Here is a 14599-nt window from a genome sequence, read left to right as displayed (position 1 = left end):
TTGGATGTCTGCCTGTTCAGCGTAGACCTTTGCACGGCGCAGGGCCTTGCCTTGCGTCATGCGCTTGCAATACAAACGTGTCGAAATCAGCGCTGGCCAAGCGTGGCCATCAACGAAAACCACGGACGCAGGCGTCCCAAGGAATGGGTTAATGAAAAAGCTGTTTACAATTCTGGCGCTGATTGCGCTGACGGCCGGTAGCATCGGCATAAGCTCGGCGCGTCAGCCGTCATCGAACAAAGCGCAGGCGGAGTCGGTGGCAGGTGTGTTCGACTACTACCTGCTGGCGCTGTCCTGGTCGCCGACCTTTTGTCTGACGCACAAGGACGACGCGCAATGCACCGGCAAGGGTTATGGGTTTGTCCTGCACGGCTTGTGGCCGCAATATGCCAAGGGTGGCTGGCCAGAATCCTGCCCGCCGCTGACGACGCTGTCGGCGGCAGAAACCGGCAAAGGCCTGACGATGTACCCCACGAAAAAACTCCTCGATCACGAATGGTCCAAGCACGGCACCTGCAGCGGTCTTGGTGCGATGGGCTATCTGGACAAGTCCGATCAGGCCTTGGGCGCGGTGAGGATTCCGCAGGCGTTGCAGCCGTTCGGCTCGACGTCGTACTACTTCGAAGCGCAGGAGATTGTCGATCTGTTTCGCAAGGCCAATCCGGGTATTCCCGAGGATGGAATTGCGGTGGTTTGCAGCGGCCCGCAGCTGTCGGAAGTGCGGGTGTGCATGGGCAAGGATTTGCAATTCGGCGCGTGTGGCAAAGGGGTGAAGACTCAGTGCCGCGCGGGGGATATTCGGGTTCCGCCGGCACGCTGAGCATCCGTAACGGTCCAGGAAAAGAGGCGCTCGCATGAGCGCCTTTTTTTTGGCCTGAAGATTTGTAGCTCCTGGCAAATTCGCGCATGCTGCGCGCCTCAAAGGATCTGCACGACACATTGCAAGGAGCTGTTCATGAGCGGAAAACCCGCTGCCCGCGTCACCGACCCCACCGCCTGTCCATTGCCAGGACACGGCACCAACCCGATCGTCAGCGGCTCGCCGAACGTGAATTTCGACGGTCTGGCGGCTGCACGCATGACCGACAAGTCCGCATGCGGCAGCGCGATCAGTGGCGCTGTATCCGGCACCGTGTTCATCAATGGCCTGAACGCGGCGACGCTGGACAGCACCGGTGGCCACGGTAATGTCGTCATCGGCGGTTCAGGCACGGTGATCATTGGCGACACCGTAGTCTTGGCGCCTTTCAGTGGTCTGCTGCCGATGCCGGTGCACTTCACCGACAAGTTGAAACTGGTCAACCATGTGACCGGTGAACCGATGCCCGATCACCCCTACATGATCCAGCGCGCCGACGGGCGCATGGAGCACGGCGTGTCTGATGCCGCCGGATTTACCCATGAGGTCAGTTCGCACCTGCCTGAAACCATCAAGCTGTTTCTGGAGGAGTGAGGCAATGACGGCTGAGACGGTAACGTGCGCGAAGGGCAACACTTACAAGCTGCATAAGGAACATGTGCTGACCGACAAGAAGGATGTCAGTGCCAAGCCTGTGCCGGTGGAAAGTACCAAGGCGATTGTGCTTTTTATTGGTGGGGCTGGGGATAAGGAGAGTTATTACTTTTCTGGGCCTTATGGAAACATTTTGGCCGCCCGGGCTGCATTTGATAAACGCAATGAGTCGCTGAGCGCCAAAGGTAGATATCGCTCAGAGTGGCTGGGTTATAACGAAGTCAGAGGGAAGCAAGACATCCAGCGATATGTTCTTAGCCTGATTCCGTACAAGAGTTGCCCTATATACATCGTCGGACATAGCCTGGGTGGATGGAACGGTGCGCATCTGACGAAACTCATGTCGGATTGGGGATACAGAATGCAGATGCTGATTACTTTGGATCCGGTTGGCGAAGGTGCTCTTGTCTGGATCGGCTCAGACATATATCGCCAGCGACCTGACCCAGTCGCTGTCGAATGGATCAACATCAAAGCGACACCTACCAATAGAAATTCATCAGATGGTGTAGCTGACTTTGGTGAGAAGTGGATTGTTTCTTGTGGGCCTTCTTTGAACGTAAACGTCGATACCAGTCATGCAAATGCGCTAGAGCTGTTTGACGCGCCTATTTCCGGTGGCAATTCGGCGAGCGATTTGTTGTTGGCTTCGATCATGAAGGAGTTTTCTTGATGTCCAGATTGATCATCTGTGTATTGCTCATTGTTTGCTCCGGATGTGCTAAAGACCATTCAAAGCCTTCAGCGAACTTGAGTTTCGTGTCCGTGAAACGAGAGAGGACGCTTTTATATGACATCCGATACCAATCGGATGTGGATGTCCTGAACCTGTTTGATAAAGGACAGGGAAAAGGGATGATTGCAGGTTTTCTGACGTGTGCGTTGGGGGACGATCATGATTTCTCCATTGAGAAAGCGATGCAGTTTTCCGCGGTAGGTTTGATTGAGTCTGATGGGGAACCGCTAAACGGAGGGAAATTTTCTTATCTCACCAGCGCGTTTCTCGTTGAAACCTCCAGCAGCCGTAGTTCAGAACGTCACCTGTCTACAACGGAGCTAAACAACCTTCTCTCCAACAAAAGCCAGATTCCCTGCAAACTATTTGTCACTGCCTTTGGCTACAAAACCTACTTTTCAAACACCATGAACATCCCCACCGCCGACCTGCTCCGCGAAATCAACAAACCCGAATAAGGATCCCCGGGGGGGTCAGGCAAATCCCCCCGCATTCACCCCCAACTCCCCACGCAAAAACTCCACCAACCCCCGCTGCAACCCGCTCAAAACCCCTTCACGACTAACCAGCGCCAGTTCCGTCGGCGCCAGCTCCGGCAAATCCGCACACACCTCATGCTCCGGCAAAACCGCCGAAACCGGGAGCACCGAAACCCCCAGCCCGGACGCCACCGCCGCTTGAATCCCGGTCAGGCTATGACTGCCGAACGCCACCCGCCACGGTCGTTGCGCCACGTCGAGCAGGCGGATCGCCCGTTGTCGATACAGGCAGCCTTGTGGAAACAGCGCCAGCGGCAGCACGCCCCAGGAGGTATCGACCTCGGCACCTTTGACCCACACCAGTCGCTCCGGCCAGGTCGCCCATGCCGGGCCGCTGTCGGGTTCGCGTTTGATCAGGGCGATGTCGATGTCGCCGGCATCGAGGCGTTGGCGCAGGTCGAGGCTCATGCCACTGATGGTTTCCAGGCGCGCTTGCGGCTGGCTGCGGGTGAAGCCGGCGAGGATCAGCGCCATGCGCCGCGCATCGAAGTCTTCCGGCATGCCGATGCGCAGCACTTCCAGGTCGACATCGCTGGCCAGTGCTTGGCTGGCTTCGGCGGACAGCGCCAGCAATCGACGCGCGTAGTGGATCAGCAATTCGCCGTGCTCGGTGACGGCAACGTTCAATCCGCTGCGGTCACGCAACAGCAGCGGGTGGCCGACCAGATCTTCGAGTTTGCGCACCTGCTGGCTGACCGTTGATTGCGTGCGGTGCACACGCTCGGCGGCGCGGGTGAAGCTGCCTTCGTCGACCACACAGACGAAGGTTTTCAGCAGTTCCAGATCCAGCATGGCAACGATCCTGATAGTGGTTTTGCGAATGACGATCGCGTGTTTATTTAATTTCACACTATCACCGTGCGCTCATAAGCTGAAGTCCTGACTCTGGAGGAATCGACCGATGACCTTGAACAACACGCCACGCCCGCAATGGCTGACCTTCGATTGCTACGGCACGCTGATTCAGTGGGACGAAGGACTGAAAGCCGTTGTCGAAAAAATCCTCGGCGTGAAGGGCGAGCACGCAATCGATGCCGATAAGCTGATTGAAGTCTACGACCGTCACGAGCACCGCCTCGAACAAACCCCGCCGCATCGTTCCTTCCGCGAATTGAGTACCCTCGGTCTGCAACTGGCTCTGGAAGAACTTGGCTTGCCGAGCTTGCCGGAAGACAGTCAACGCTTGGCGGCCGCCATCCCGAACATGCCGCCCTTTGCCGAAGTGCTCGACACCCTCGCGCAACTCAAGGCGATGGGTTTCAAGCTGTGCATTGTGTCCAACACCGACGACGACATCATCGCTGGCAACGTCGCGCAACTCGGTGGTCATATCGACCGGGTGATCACCGCGCAACAGGCCGGTGCCTACAAACCGGCGCCGCGGCTGTTCGACTACGCTCATCAGCAATTGGGCGTGACAAGGGGTGAAGTGGTGCACATCTGCGCCAGCCCCATGCTTGATCACACAGCGGCGCGGGACATGGGTTTTCGTTGCGTGTGGATCGATCGCGGCACGGGCCGCCAGCTGTTGCCGGACTATCGCCCCGACGCGATTCTGCCGAGCCTCGATCAAGTGCTGCCGCTGTTTAAATCTCTCGGCTGGACCTAAGGAGAACTGCCATGGCTCACACCTTGAGCGGCCCTGGCAAAGCCAGACCAACCGCAACGCTGAATCTGCAAACCGAGGCGATCATTACCGCCCGCAACGAACTCGCCGCGTGCTTTCAACTGGCGGCTGTGCATGGCCTGGAGGAGGGCATCTGCAATCACTTTTCGGCGATGCTGCCGGGGCATGATGATCTGTTTCTGGTCAATCCCTATGGCTACGCTTTCTCGGAAGTGACCGCGCAGAATCTGCTGGTCTGCGATTTCGCCGGCAACGTGGTCGCTGGCGAGGGCGAGCCCGAAGCCACGGCGTTCTACATCCACGCGCGCCTGCACAAACAGTTGCCACGGGTAAAAGTTGCGTTCCACACGCACATGCCGCACGCCACGGCGTTGTGCCTGCTGCAAGGCCCGCCGCTGCTGTGGCTGGGGCAGACCGCGCTGAAGTTCTACGGACGCACGGCGGTGGACGAGGATTACCACGGCCTCGCGCTGGACGCATCCGAAGGCGACCGCATCGCCAGCGTCATGGGCGACGCCGATATTCTTTTTCTGAAAAACCACGGTGTGATCGTTGCCGCGCCGACTATCGCCGAAGCCTGGGATGATCTGTATTACCTGGAACGCGCCGCGCAGGTTCAACTGCTGGCCATGGCCACCCAGCGCGAATTGAAACCGGTGCCGCATGCCATAGCGCAGCGCGCCAGCGAGCAAATGCGTGAAGGCGATGCGCAAAGTGCTCGCGCGCACCTGAGCAGCGCGATGCGGCGGCTGGCCCTGCACAACTGATTAACCGGAAAGAAGCAATCGCAAATAAATCGACGAAAAGCGATCATCCAAACTCGCGAGGCGCCGATAACTGGGCGGGAGGCGGGCGTTTGCTCCGTTCATCCCGGTGGGCTACGCTCACGAACACAAGGGTTTCGGGCTCGCGCCCCTGTCGTACCTGCCCAGGACATGCTTTTGCCAATCCCCATTCACGATCCGCATCAAGCCCCCGGCACGCTCAAGCGCCTGCCGCTACGCAAAGCGGCGGTGCTGTTCATCGTTGCGGTGAGCCTGTGCCTGTGCGGCTTGTTGTATCTGCAACTGGAGCAGTCGCGGCGGCAGGATCTGGCGGTGGCGAAGATGGCTTCGGGCAACCTGACCCGGGCCATGGCCCAGCAGGCTGAAGACACCGTGCGGGCAGCGGATCTGGTGATGACCAGCCTGGTCGACTGGATTCAGGATGACGGTTACGGAGCGGTGCAGCGTCCTCGATTACAAAGGATCTTCGCCCGCCGCGCGCAGCAGCTGGATCAGTTGCACGGCATCTTTCTGTTTGATCGCGAGGGGCAGTGGGTCATCACTTCGTTCGCCAATCTGCCCCGTGGCAAGGGCGTGGCCGATCGCGAATATTTCAAGTTCCATCAGCAGAATGCCTCGACCGTGGCGCACATCGGCCCGGCGATTCGCAGCCGTGAAAATGGCGAGTGGATCATCCCTATTTCCAGACGCGTCAACGACCAGGTCGGCAATTTTCAGGGCGTGCTGATGGCCGGCATCCGCATGTCGTACTTCGATCAGTTCTTCAAAAGCTTCAGCCTTGATGACAGCGGCATCATGTTCATGGCGTTGACCGACGGCACCTTGCTGGCGCGACGGCCTTTCGATGAGTCGCTGATCAATACCTCGGTGGCCCACGGCGAGATCTATCAAACCCTGTTGCCTAACGCTAACGCGGGCACGGCGATGCTCAATTCAGTGGTCGATGGCGTGACCCGCTTGTATGGCTATCGACAGCTCGCCTCGTATCCCCTGGTGGTCTCCGCCGCGACTTCGCAAGACACCATTCTGCAGGGCTGGCACGACCGCGCTTTCCAGTCCAGCGTGATTGTCGCGCTGGTGATTCTCGGGGTTGGCCTGTTCGGCTGGGTGTTCATCCATCAGGTGCGCGATGGTGAGCGCATAGAGAAAAACCTGCGCAAGGCGCAACTGGCGCTGGAGCAGATCGCCACCCACGACAGCCTCACCGGACTGGCTAATCGACGCTTGTTCGAGCGTTCGCTGGACATCGAATTTGCCCGTGGCGCGCGCCAGGTGAGTCCGGTCAGTCTGATCATGCTCGATATCGATTTCTTCAAGCGCTACAACGACGCTTACGGCCATGTCGCCGGCGATCAATGCCTCGCGCAAGTGGCGCAAGTGGTGAAGACCTGCTGCCAGCGCAAGTCGGATCTGGCGGTGCGTTACGGTGGTGAAGAGTTCGCGGTGCTGTTGCCGGACACCGATATCAATGGGGCACTGGCAATCGCCGGGCAGATACGCCGCAGCGTGATCGACAAGCACATTATTCACAGTGGCTCGCCGACCGGTCATCTCACCGTGAGCCTGGGCTGTTATTCATTTATTCCCCATGGCAATGACAGCCCGCAGGTGTTTATCCAGCGTGCAGATGCGGCGTTGTATCAGGCGAAAAATGCCGGGCGTAATCGGGCGGCGGTGTTCGCGCCGGAAGAAGGTTTTGCCGAGCTGATGCGTTCGGATCGCTGATTCTTTCAATTTACATAAACAGAAAGTGGGAGCGAGCCTGCTCGCGAAGAGGGCATGTCAGTCACCCTATTTGTTGACTGATACACCACTTTCGCGAGCAGGCTCGCTCCCACAAGGGTCCTGATGTATTCAGGACTATCTGGGATGACTCTTGTTCGTTCAGCCGCCCGTGCCACCGCCCGCGCCACCTGTGCCGCCGCCGGCCGAACCGGTGCCGCCACCCGCGCCGGAACCGGAGCCGCTGGCGCCGCCATTGGTGCCCGTGCCGGTGCCCATGCTCGAACCAGTGCCCGTGCCGGTGCCGTTATTGGTGCCGGAGCCGGTGCTGCCCGATGGCGAGCCCGGGGTGTTGTCTGGCGGCATGGTCGAGCTGGTGGGGCCGCCTGACTTGGTGCCCGTCGCGTCGGTGCTGTCATTGGCGGCGAAGCTGGCGGCAGATGCCGTGGCGAGCAGGCCGGCCAACAACAACGAAGTGAATTTGCGCGTCATCATGGTACGTCTCCTGATAAAGGGGATTACCTGATATTGGTCTCGCGCGCCCAAGCCTTGGTGCCGGTCGAGTGACGAGCGGTCAGTTGCCGCGCCGAGTGGCCTACCGTTCTTCTGCAATATTGGCTATTTGCCGAACCACCCCCGGGGACTAACGTAGCCACACATTCAATCGCTACCCCGGAGCCCACCATGCAACCTCGTGCCGATTTCTACACCGCTTCCCCCGATGCCCTGAAAGCGATGATGGCGCTGGAAAATGCCGTCTCGAAACTGCCGCTGGAAAAGAGCCTGATCGAACTGGTCAAGCTGCGCGCTTCGCAGATCAACGGCTGCGCCTTCTGCATCGACATGCACACCGCCGACGCCATCAAGGATGGCGAAACCCCGCGTCGCCTGTTCGCCGTGACGGCATGGCGCGAAGCGCCGTTCTTCAGCGAGCGCGAACGTGCCGCGCTGCTGTGGACCGAATCCCTGACCCAACTGAGCCTGACCCACGCACCCGACGAAGACTATGACGTGGTGGCTGCGCAATTCTCGCCGAAGGAACTGGTTGACCTGACCGTGGCAATCAACACCATCAACGGCTGGAATCGCCTGGCGGTGGGCTTCCGCAAACTGCCGCAGGCTTAAGTTCAACGCACATCCCCTGTAGGAGTGAGCCTGCTCGCGATAGCAGTATGTCAGTCACCATGTTTGCTACCTGACACACCGCTATCGCGAGCAGGCTCACTCCTACAAGGGAATCTTCAATGTGCTTGTGAAGTCGGCGCCGCCGGTGGTTGCACCTTGCGCATCAAGGGCACCATCGCCGTGGCGATGATGAAGCAGACCATGATCATCAGAAACGTATCGCCATAGGTCTGCGTCTGCGCCTCGCGATACGTCACCAGCCACAACTGGCGCAGGCTGGCAGTGACGCCGACATCGCCGCTCTGGCCGAGATGGGCGAAGTTGCCGCCGACCTGCGACAGCCACTGATTCATCGCCTCATTGCTGCTGTTCAAATGCTCGGCCAACCGGGTGAAATGCAGGTTGGTGCGGTCATTGAGAATCGTCGCGCAGGCCGCGATGCCAATCGCACCGCCGAGGTTGCGCATCAGGTTGAACAACCCTGACGCGTGCTTGAGTCGCGCCGGTGCCAGTCCGCCCAACGTCAACGTCACCGCGGGCGGCACCGCCAGTTGCTGGGCAATCCCGCGCAGCGCTTGCGGGAGCATCAATTCCCCGGCGCCCCAGTCGTGGGTGATCGGGCTGAACTCCCACATCGACAAGGCAAACAGGCCCAGGCCGAGCATCATGATCCAGCGCAGATCGATGCGATTGGCCAGAAAGGCATACAGCGGAATCGCCAGAATCTGGAACACCCCGGTGGAGAAAACCGCCATACCAATGTCCAGCGCGCTGTAGCCGCGCACGCGTCCGAGAAACAGCGGCGTCAGGTAGATCGTCGCGAACAGGCCGATGCCGGTGACGAAGGAAAAGAAGCAGCCGAGGGCGAAATTGCGGTCTTTCAAGGCGCGCAGATCGACGATCGGATTGGCTACATGCAGCGTACGGCCAATGAAGGCCAGCCCGGCCAGGCCGCTGATCCACGCGGTGGTGAGGATCGTCTGGTCGCTGAACCAGTTCCAGCGCGGGCCTTCTTCGAGGGTGTATTCCAGGCAACCGAGGAACAGCGCGAGAAAGACCATGCTCAGGTAGTCCGCACCCTTGAGCAGCGACAGTTCCGGCTGATCGATCCTGACCAGCATCGGCACCGCCACGGCGACGAAAATCCCCGGCACCAGATTGATATAGAACAGCCAGTGCCAAGAAGAAATGTCAGTAATCCAGCCACCGATCACCGGCCCCAGCGTCGGTGCCAGCGAAGCCACCGCGCCGATGGTCGCGGCGGCAATCACCCGTTGCTTGCCGGTGAAGAAAAAGAACGCGGTGGTGAACACCAGCGGAATCATCGAGCCGCCGAGAAAGCCTTGCAATGCGCGGAAGGCGATCATGCTCTGGATGTTCCAGGCCAGGCCGCAGAGCAGACTGGCGAGGGTAAAACCAACTGCCGAGGCGCAGAACAACCAGCGCGTGGAAAACACCCGCGACAACCAGCCCGACAACGGAATCACGATGATTTCGGCGATCAGGTAGCTGGTCTGCACCCACGCAGTTTCGTCGGTGCCGGCGGACAGGCCACCGCCGATATCGCGCAACGACGCCGAAACGATCTGGATATCCAGCAGGGCGATGAACATGCCGATGCACATGGTGGCGAAGGCAAACACCTTGGTCGCAGTGCTCATGTCTGCCGCGTTGAACGGTTGCGCAGGAGCGGCGAGGCGGGTGCTCATGGCGCGACAGCCACGGCGGGGGGGGCCGGCTCGGCGCGGGTGTCGACTTCAGCGGTCACCGACAGCCCCGGGCGCAGGTGACCGAGCACGCCATCGGCCGGATCAAGGACGATTCTGACCGGCACGCGCTGAACGATTTTAGTGAAGTTGCCGGTGGCGTTTTCCGGCGGCAACACGCTGAACAGTGAGCCGGTGGCCGGGGCGAGGCTGTCGAGATGGCCGTGGAATTCCTGGCCGGACAGCACGTCGGCGCGGATGCTCACGCGTTGCCCGGGTTTCATCCGCGCCAGTTGGTCCTCCTTGAAATTGGCATCCACCCACAGACCGCTGGCCGGCACCACCGACAGTTGTTGCGAACCGGCCTGGGCATAGGCGCCGACCCTGGCGCGGCGATTGCCGATCACCCCATCGACCGGCGCGCGCAGTTCGGTGTAACCGAGGTTCAACTCGGCCAGATCACGTTCAGCACGGGCCTGCTGCAGGGCGGCGCGGGCTTGTTGTTTTTGGGTTTCGATCACCACCAGTTGCCGTTGCGCGGCGAGCAGTTCGGCCTGCGCTCGGGCGCTCAGGGCTTGTGCGGTCTTGAACGTGGCGTCAGCGCGCTGCGCACTTTCCACCGACACTGCGTTGCTGCTCACCAGGCGTTTGTAGCGTGTGTTGTCATCCCGTGACCGCGCCGTTTCCGCGCTTGCTGCGTCGATACCGGCGCGGGCCTGACCGATCACCGCGTGCTGCAATTGCTCGGTTGCGTCGAGGTTGGCCAGCAGCGCTTGTTCCGCCGCCACAGCGCCTTCGGCCTTGGCCAGATTGGCGCGATAGTCCCGGGCATCGAGGCGGATCAACACATCGCCGGCCTTCACCGACTGGTTGTCGCCCACCAGCACCTCTTCGATGTAACCGGCCACTTTCGGCCCGATCACTGTGACGTTGCCACCGATGTAGGCATCGTCGGTCTCCTCCAGAAAGCGTCCGGCGCCCCACCAGTGCAAGGCGTACATGCCCGCCAGGATCAACACCAGCAAAACGCTGCCGGCGATCAACAGGCGTTTGAACAGGGGAGGCCGGGTCTTGACCGGAACAGAATCGGGGGAGGGCATGCTGGTCATGGCGTCAGTACCTGAGGAAACGGTTCGTTATTACGGCTGTAATATTACGCGAGTAATATTTCGTGGCAAATTATTTCTGCGGTCGATCGTCAGTTGCTTACTTGAGCCACTGGCCCGGTGTGCTGCCGGTCATTGATTTGAAAAAGGCGATGAACGCGCTGTCGCTGGCAAACCCCAACTGAAAAGCGCAGTAACTCAGGCTTCGCCCGGTGGCAAGCAGTTCGATCGCGCGCATCAAGCGCCACTGCTGACGCCATTGCTGATAACTCATGCCGGTCTCGCGCTGGAAGATCCGCCCGATCGTGCGGCTGCTGGCGCCGATCTGCTGGTCCAGCACATGCAGCGCGGGTGGCAGGCGTTCGGGCATCGCCAGCAGCGGTGCAATTCGTTTGTCCCAAGGCAATGGCAACAGCATCGGTTGCTGCGCCGCGTCATTGATTTCACTCAGGCACAGCCCGAGCAAGTGGGCGAATTTGCCTGTTCGCCAGTCAGTGTCGAACGCCGCCGTCGCCATGGGTTCGAGCACCGCGCGCAGCAAGGGGCTGACTTCAATGACGCAGACCTCATGCGCCAACTCATGGCATAAGTCATCGACCAGGTAGATCGAACGATAATCGACGCTCTGCTGCATCACCGCGCGATGGCTGACGCCAGCCGGAATCCATGCTGCCCGCGACGGCGGCAACAGGCACAACTGCTGCGCCAGGGTAATCCGGATGCAGCCCTGCCGGGTGTACAGCAATTGCCCGCGCCGATGCTGATGCATACCGGAGTCGTGTTCACCCAGGGTCGAGGCGAGGCCGATGACCGGGGCGGCAAAACTGTCTGCATCAAACGTCGAATGGGCATCGAGCCAGGCCATGGGGTTGTCCGATTTCAGCGATAAATTGGCGGGGTCTGGATAATACGCCAACGGTTGGTTCTTAAACTTCTCTGCTTTCGTAGAGGAGTCGTGAGGGATGAATAACCGAAGTTTTCTGGCGCTGGCGATCGGGTTGCTGATGTTCCCGCAAATCGCGCAAACACTGTACAGCCCGGCCTTGGCTGACATGGGGCAAGCGTTTGCTGTCGGTCCGCAAGCGGCCGCGCAATCCTTGTCGGTATTTTTTCTGGCATTTGCGTTCGGCGTAGTTGCGTGGGGCCGCGCGTGTGATCGCTTCGGACGGCGTCCGGTGATGCTGGCGGGACTGGCGCTTTATGCCGTAGCCATGCTGGTCGGCCTGGGGGTCAGCAGTTTCAACGCTTTGCTGTTGATTCAAGGGCTGGCAGCGTTTGGCGCGGCGGTGGCTTCGGTGGTCACGCAAACCGTATTGCGTGATCGCTTCAAGGGTGCCGAACTGGCGCAGGTGTTCTCGCTGGTGGGCATCGCCCTGGCCGCAAGCCCGGCGATTGGATTGTTCAGCGGTGCCAGTCTGGTGCAGGTGTTCGGGTATCGCGGTGTGCTCGGCGCGTTGGTGCTGCTCGCGGCTTGTTTGTGGCTGTGGAGTTGGTACGGCCTGGCGGAGTCGCGGCCGGAACAGACGCCGGACATTTGTCTTTCCGAAACCCTCTGGCTCATGCTGCGCGACCTCGGGATCTGGCGCTCAGCGTTGTGGATCGCGTCATTCAACGTCGCGCTGTTCAGTTACTACAGCCTCGCGCCATTCATGTTCCAGCGCTTGGGCATGAGCGAGGAGTGGTTCGGCTACAGCGGCGTGTTGCTCGCGCTGGGTTCGGGTCTTGGCGCGTGGTTCAACAAGCGTCTGTTGCTGGCCGGTTACGCGGCGATGCAATTGATCCGGCTCGCAGCGGTGTGCGGACTGGCCGGTGGCATTGGCGTCTGGTTACTGCAGGACAGCGCCGCGTTCCTGCTGCCAATGCTGTTGATCGTGCTGGCATTCGGCATGGCCATTCCCAACGTTCTGGGCCTGGCGCTGGTGGATTACGCCGATCGGCTGGGTACTGCCGGGGCGTTGCTGGGGTTGATGTATTACTTGCTGATAGGCGCGGGACTAATGCTTGCCGGTTGGTTTCAGGCGTTGGGCGCAACGCTGATCGTGTGCAATGGTGTGGCGTTGTTGCTGAGCGCGTTTGCATGCAAAGGAATGAATTGCCGGGCTTAATAGGAAGCATTACTATTCACGCCCCTTTCCTCACCACGCCGTCCATCCCCCATGCGCTCCCGCAGATCCGGCTTTTTCGAGCATTACGAAGAGTTGATCGGCACCTGGACTCGGCGCCTGCGCAATCGCGCGCAGGCCGAGGATCTGGCGCACGATACCTTTGTGCGGGTGCTCGAGGCGGATTCGGCAGCGGTGCAGCAGCCTCGCGCGTATCTGCACCAGACCGCGCGCAATATCGCGGTCGATGGTTACCGGCGTGAGGACCGGCGGGGCGCCATGGAGTCGGAGGCGGTCGATGACAGTGCGTCATCAGCGGGCGACCCGGAGCACTACATGCACGCGATCCAGTTGGCCGATTCCATCGAACGCGCGCTCACCGAGCTGCCGCTCAACTGTCGCAAGATCTTTGTCTGGCAGAAGATCGAAGGCCTGACGCAGGCAGAAATTGCCGAGCGCCTCGGGCTGTCCAAGAACATGGTCGAAAAGTATATGATCCGCACCCTGCGCCATCTGCGCGAGCGGCTGGATGGGTTGCAGTCATGAGCGCTCGCACCTTTTCATTTTCGCCCGGACAGGACATTCCATGATGGAGATTCGTGATTGCGCCTGTGGGCAAACCGCGGTGAGGGATGAGGCGGCAGGCTGGTTCGTGCGCTTGCAGGAGCCGGATGTCAGCGTCGAACAACAGCAGCGCTTCGACGCCTGGCTGAACGAGCATCCGCAACACCGCGAAGAATTCCAACTGCTGCAAGGATTGTGGACGGCGGCTGATCTGCTGCCGATGTCGCGTCTGCAAGCGCTTGTTGAAACTGCGCCACCTCGCCGCGAACGACGTCCGTTGTTGCGTTATGCCGTGGCCGCGAGTGTCCTGGCCGTTGCGCTGGGACTTGGCCTGTTCAGTGGGCTGAATCATCCCGGCGGTTACCGCGCCGGGTTCGCCACGGCGCTGGGCGAGCGCAAACATGTGGCGCTGCCGGATGGCTCGGTGATTGATCTGAACAGTCGCAGTCGTTTGCAGGTGCGTTACGAGCAGGATCGACGGGTGATCGAGTTGAGCGCAGGCGAGGCGATGTTCAGCGTTGCACATGACCCCTCGCGGCCGTTTGTCGTCGAGGCCGGTAGCGGCAAGGTCACGGTCACCGGTACACGTTTCGATGTGCGCCGCGAGGCCACGCAAACCCGTGTGGCGGTGGAGCAGGGCACGGTGAAAGTGCAGGGAAGTCATGCGCGGGACAACGAGTTCATCAACCTGAGCGCAGGCCTCGGCACTTCGGTCGATGCTCAAGGCAAAGTCCTGCCGGCATACCCGGTCAACCCGGCGGAACTGACTGCATGGCGCCACGGCAAACTGGTGTTCAACAACGCCAGCCTCAGCGAAGTGGCGGCAGAAGTATCACGCTATCGCGACAAGCCGCTCACCGTCACTCAGCCGAACGTGGCCAGCCTGCGCCTGACCAGCGTGTTCAAATCCGACGACACCGAGGCCTTGCTCAAAGCCTTGCCGAGCATCCTGCCGGTGACCGTGCGCACCCTTGCCGATGGCAGTCAGGAAATAATTTCCCGATAGCATTCAGGTTTTTTCCCCGTTCAGCGTCTTCCTGTTCAACTGCAACTGGTTTGCATTAACAGCCGCAC

The 14599-nt window shown here is 60.3% G+C and carries 16 protein-coding genes; 11 read left to right on the top strand and 5 right to left on the bottom strand.

Annotation, left to right across the window (positions count from 1 at the left end):
• The first annotated feature begins 151 nt into the window (after window positions 1-151).
• The 4 genes from AEQ63_RS00325 to AEQ63_RS00310 all read left to right on the top strand — a co-directional run bounded on the left by AEQ63_RS00325 (window position 152) and on the right by AEQ63_RS00310 (window position 2707).
• Entirely contained in the window at window positions 152-820 is a 669-nt protein-coding gene (locus AEQ63_RS00325; RefSeq protein WP_042609079.1) for a ribonuclease T2 family protein, read from the top strand.
• A gap of 135 nt (window positions 821-955) precedes the next feature.
• Window positions 956-1453, top strand: a complete 498-nt coding sequence (locus tag AEQ63_RS00320; protein WP_064361401.1) for a PAAR domain-containing protein — start codon at window positions 956-958, stop codon at window positions 1451-1453.
• A gap of 4 nt (window positions 1454-1457) precedes the next feature.
• Window positions 1458-2186, top strand: a complete 729-nt coding sequence (locus tag AEQ63_RS00315) for an alpha/beta hydrolase (RefSeq protein ID WP_042609081.1) — start codon at window positions 1458-1460, stop codon at window positions 2184-2186.
• Entirely contained in the window at window positions 2186-2707 is a 522-nt protein-coding gene (locus AEQ63_RS00310) for a hypothetical protein (RefSeq protein WP_042609082.1), read from the top strand. The genes AEQ63_RS00315 and AEQ63_RS00310 overlap by 1 nt, the downstream gene beginning before the upstream one ends.
• Before the next feature lie 15 nt (window positions 2708-2722).
• Here AEQ63_RS00310 and AEQ63_RS00305 read toward each other — a convergent pair whose 3' ends face one another.
• A complete protein-coding gene (locus tag AEQ63_RS00305; RefSeq protein WP_064361400.1) occupies window positions 2723-3580 on the bottom strand; it encodes a LysR substrate-binding domain-containing protein in 858 nt (285 codons plus the stop codon).
• Between the two features lie 109 nt (window positions 3581-3689).
• Between AEQ63_RS00305 and AEQ63_RS00300 the strand changes: the two genes are divergently transcribed.
• The 3 genes from AEQ63_RS00300 to AEQ63_RS00290 all read left to right on the top strand — a co-directional run bounded on the left by AEQ63_RS00300 (window position 3690) and on the right by AEQ63_RS00290 (window position 6925).
• Window positions 3690-4397, top strand: a complete 708-nt coding sequence (locus AEQ63_RS00300; protein ID WP_064361399.1) for a haloacid dehalogenase type II — start codon at window positions 3690-3692, stop codon at window positions 4395-4397.
• An 11-nt stretch (window positions 4398-4408) separates the two neighbouring features.
• Window positions 4409-5182, top strand: coding sequence for an aldolase (locus AEQ63_RS00295; protein WP_064361398.1), 774 nt, complete (start codon window positions 4409-4411; stop codon window positions 5180-5182).
• Between the two features lie 174 nt (window positions 5183-5356).
• Window positions 5357-6925 carry a sensor domain-containing diguanylate cyclase gene (locus tag AEQ63_RS00290; protein ID WP_064361432.1) on the top strand — a complete coding sequence of 523 codons (1569 nt, stop codon included), beginning with the start codon at window positions 5357-5359 and terminating at the stop codon, window positions 6923-6925.
• Between the two features lie 159 nt (window positions 6926-7084).
• On the opposite strand, the gene AEQ63_RS00285 is transcribed toward AEQ63_RS00290, so the two are convergent.
• Window positions 7085-7417, bottom strand: a complete 333-nt coding sequence (locus AEQ63_RS00285) for a hypothetical protein (RefSeq protein WP_042609086.1) — start codon at window positions 7415-7417, stop codon at window positions 7085-7087.
• 189 nt (window positions 7418-7606) lie between these two features.
• Here AEQ63_RS00285 and AEQ63_RS00280 point away from each other — a divergent pair, with 189 nt between their 5' ends.
• The gene (locus AEQ63_RS00280) at window positions 7607-8047 is read left to right on the top strand and encodes a carboxymuconolactone decarboxylase family protein (protein ID WP_042609087.1); all 441 of its coding nucleotides are present in this window, start codon (window positions 7607-7609) and stop codon (window positions 8045-8047) included.
• Between the two features lie 116 nt (window positions 8048-8163).
• Here AEQ63_RS00280 and AEQ63_RS00275 read toward each other — a convergent pair whose 3' ends face one another.
• The 3 genes from AEQ63_RS00275 to AEQ63_RS00265 form a co-directional block, all read right to left on the bottom strand.
• On the bottom strand, window positions 8164-9756 hold the full coding sequence (locus AEQ63_RS00275) for a DHA2 family efflux MFS transporter permease subunit (RefSeq protein WP_064361397.1): 1593 nt from the start codon (window positions 9754-9756) through the stop codon (window positions 8164-8166).
• Window positions 9753-10862 (bottom strand): HlyD family secretion protein, encoded by a 1110-nt coding sequence (locus tag AEQ63_RS00270; protein WP_064361396.1) that lies wholly within the window; start codon window positions 10860-10862, stop codon window positions 9753-9755. Before AEQ63_RS00270 ends, AEQ63_RS00275 begins: the two co-directional genes overlap by 4 nt.
• Window positions 10863-10959: 97 nt before the next feature.
• A complete protein-coding gene (locus AEQ63_RS00265) occupies window positions 10960-11724 on the bottom strand; it encodes an AraC family transcriptional regulator (RefSeq protein WP_064361395.1) in 765 nt (254 codons plus the stop codon).
• A 97-nt stretch (window positions 11725-11821) separates the two neighbouring features.
• On the opposite strand from AEQ63_RS00265, the gene AEQ63_RS00260 reads away from it, so the two are divergent.
• From AEQ63_RS00260 to AEQ63_RS00250, 3 genes are read left to right on the top strand one after another with little or no spacing between them, the layout of a single operon-like run.
• Window positions 11822-12964: an MFS transporter gene (locus AEQ63_RS00260; RefSeq protein ID WP_064361394.1), complete on the top strand. Its 1143-nt coding sequence runs from the start codon at window positions 11822-11824 to the stop codon at window positions 12962-12964.
• A 51-nt stretch (window positions 12965-13015) separates the two neighbouring features.
• Window positions 13016-13507 (top strand): sigma-70 family RNA polymerase sigma factor, encoded by a 492-nt coding sequence (locus AEQ63_RS00255; protein ID WP_042609092.1) that lies wholly within the window; start codon window positions 13016-13018, stop codon window positions 13505-13507.
• A gap of 40 nt (window positions 13508-13547) precedes the next feature.
• Window positions 13548-14531 carry a FecR family protein gene (locus AEQ63_RS00250; RefSeq protein ID WP_064361393.1) on the top strand — a complete coding sequence of 328 codons (984 nt, stop codon included), beginning with the start codon at window positions 13548-13550 and terminating at the stop codon, window positions 14529-14531.
• Window positions 14532-14599 lie beyond the last annotated feature (68 nt).

The sequence above is a fragment of the Pseudomonas sp. RIT-PI-o genome (assembly GCF_001297215.1).
GTDB lineage: Bacteria > Pseudomonadota > Gammaproteobacteria > Pseudomonadales > Pseudomonadaceae > Aquipseudomonas > Aquipseudomonas moraviensis_A.
The sequence above is the reverse complement of the archived record's forward strand: the minus strand, read 5'-3'. Positions and strand labels throughout refer to the sequence as shown.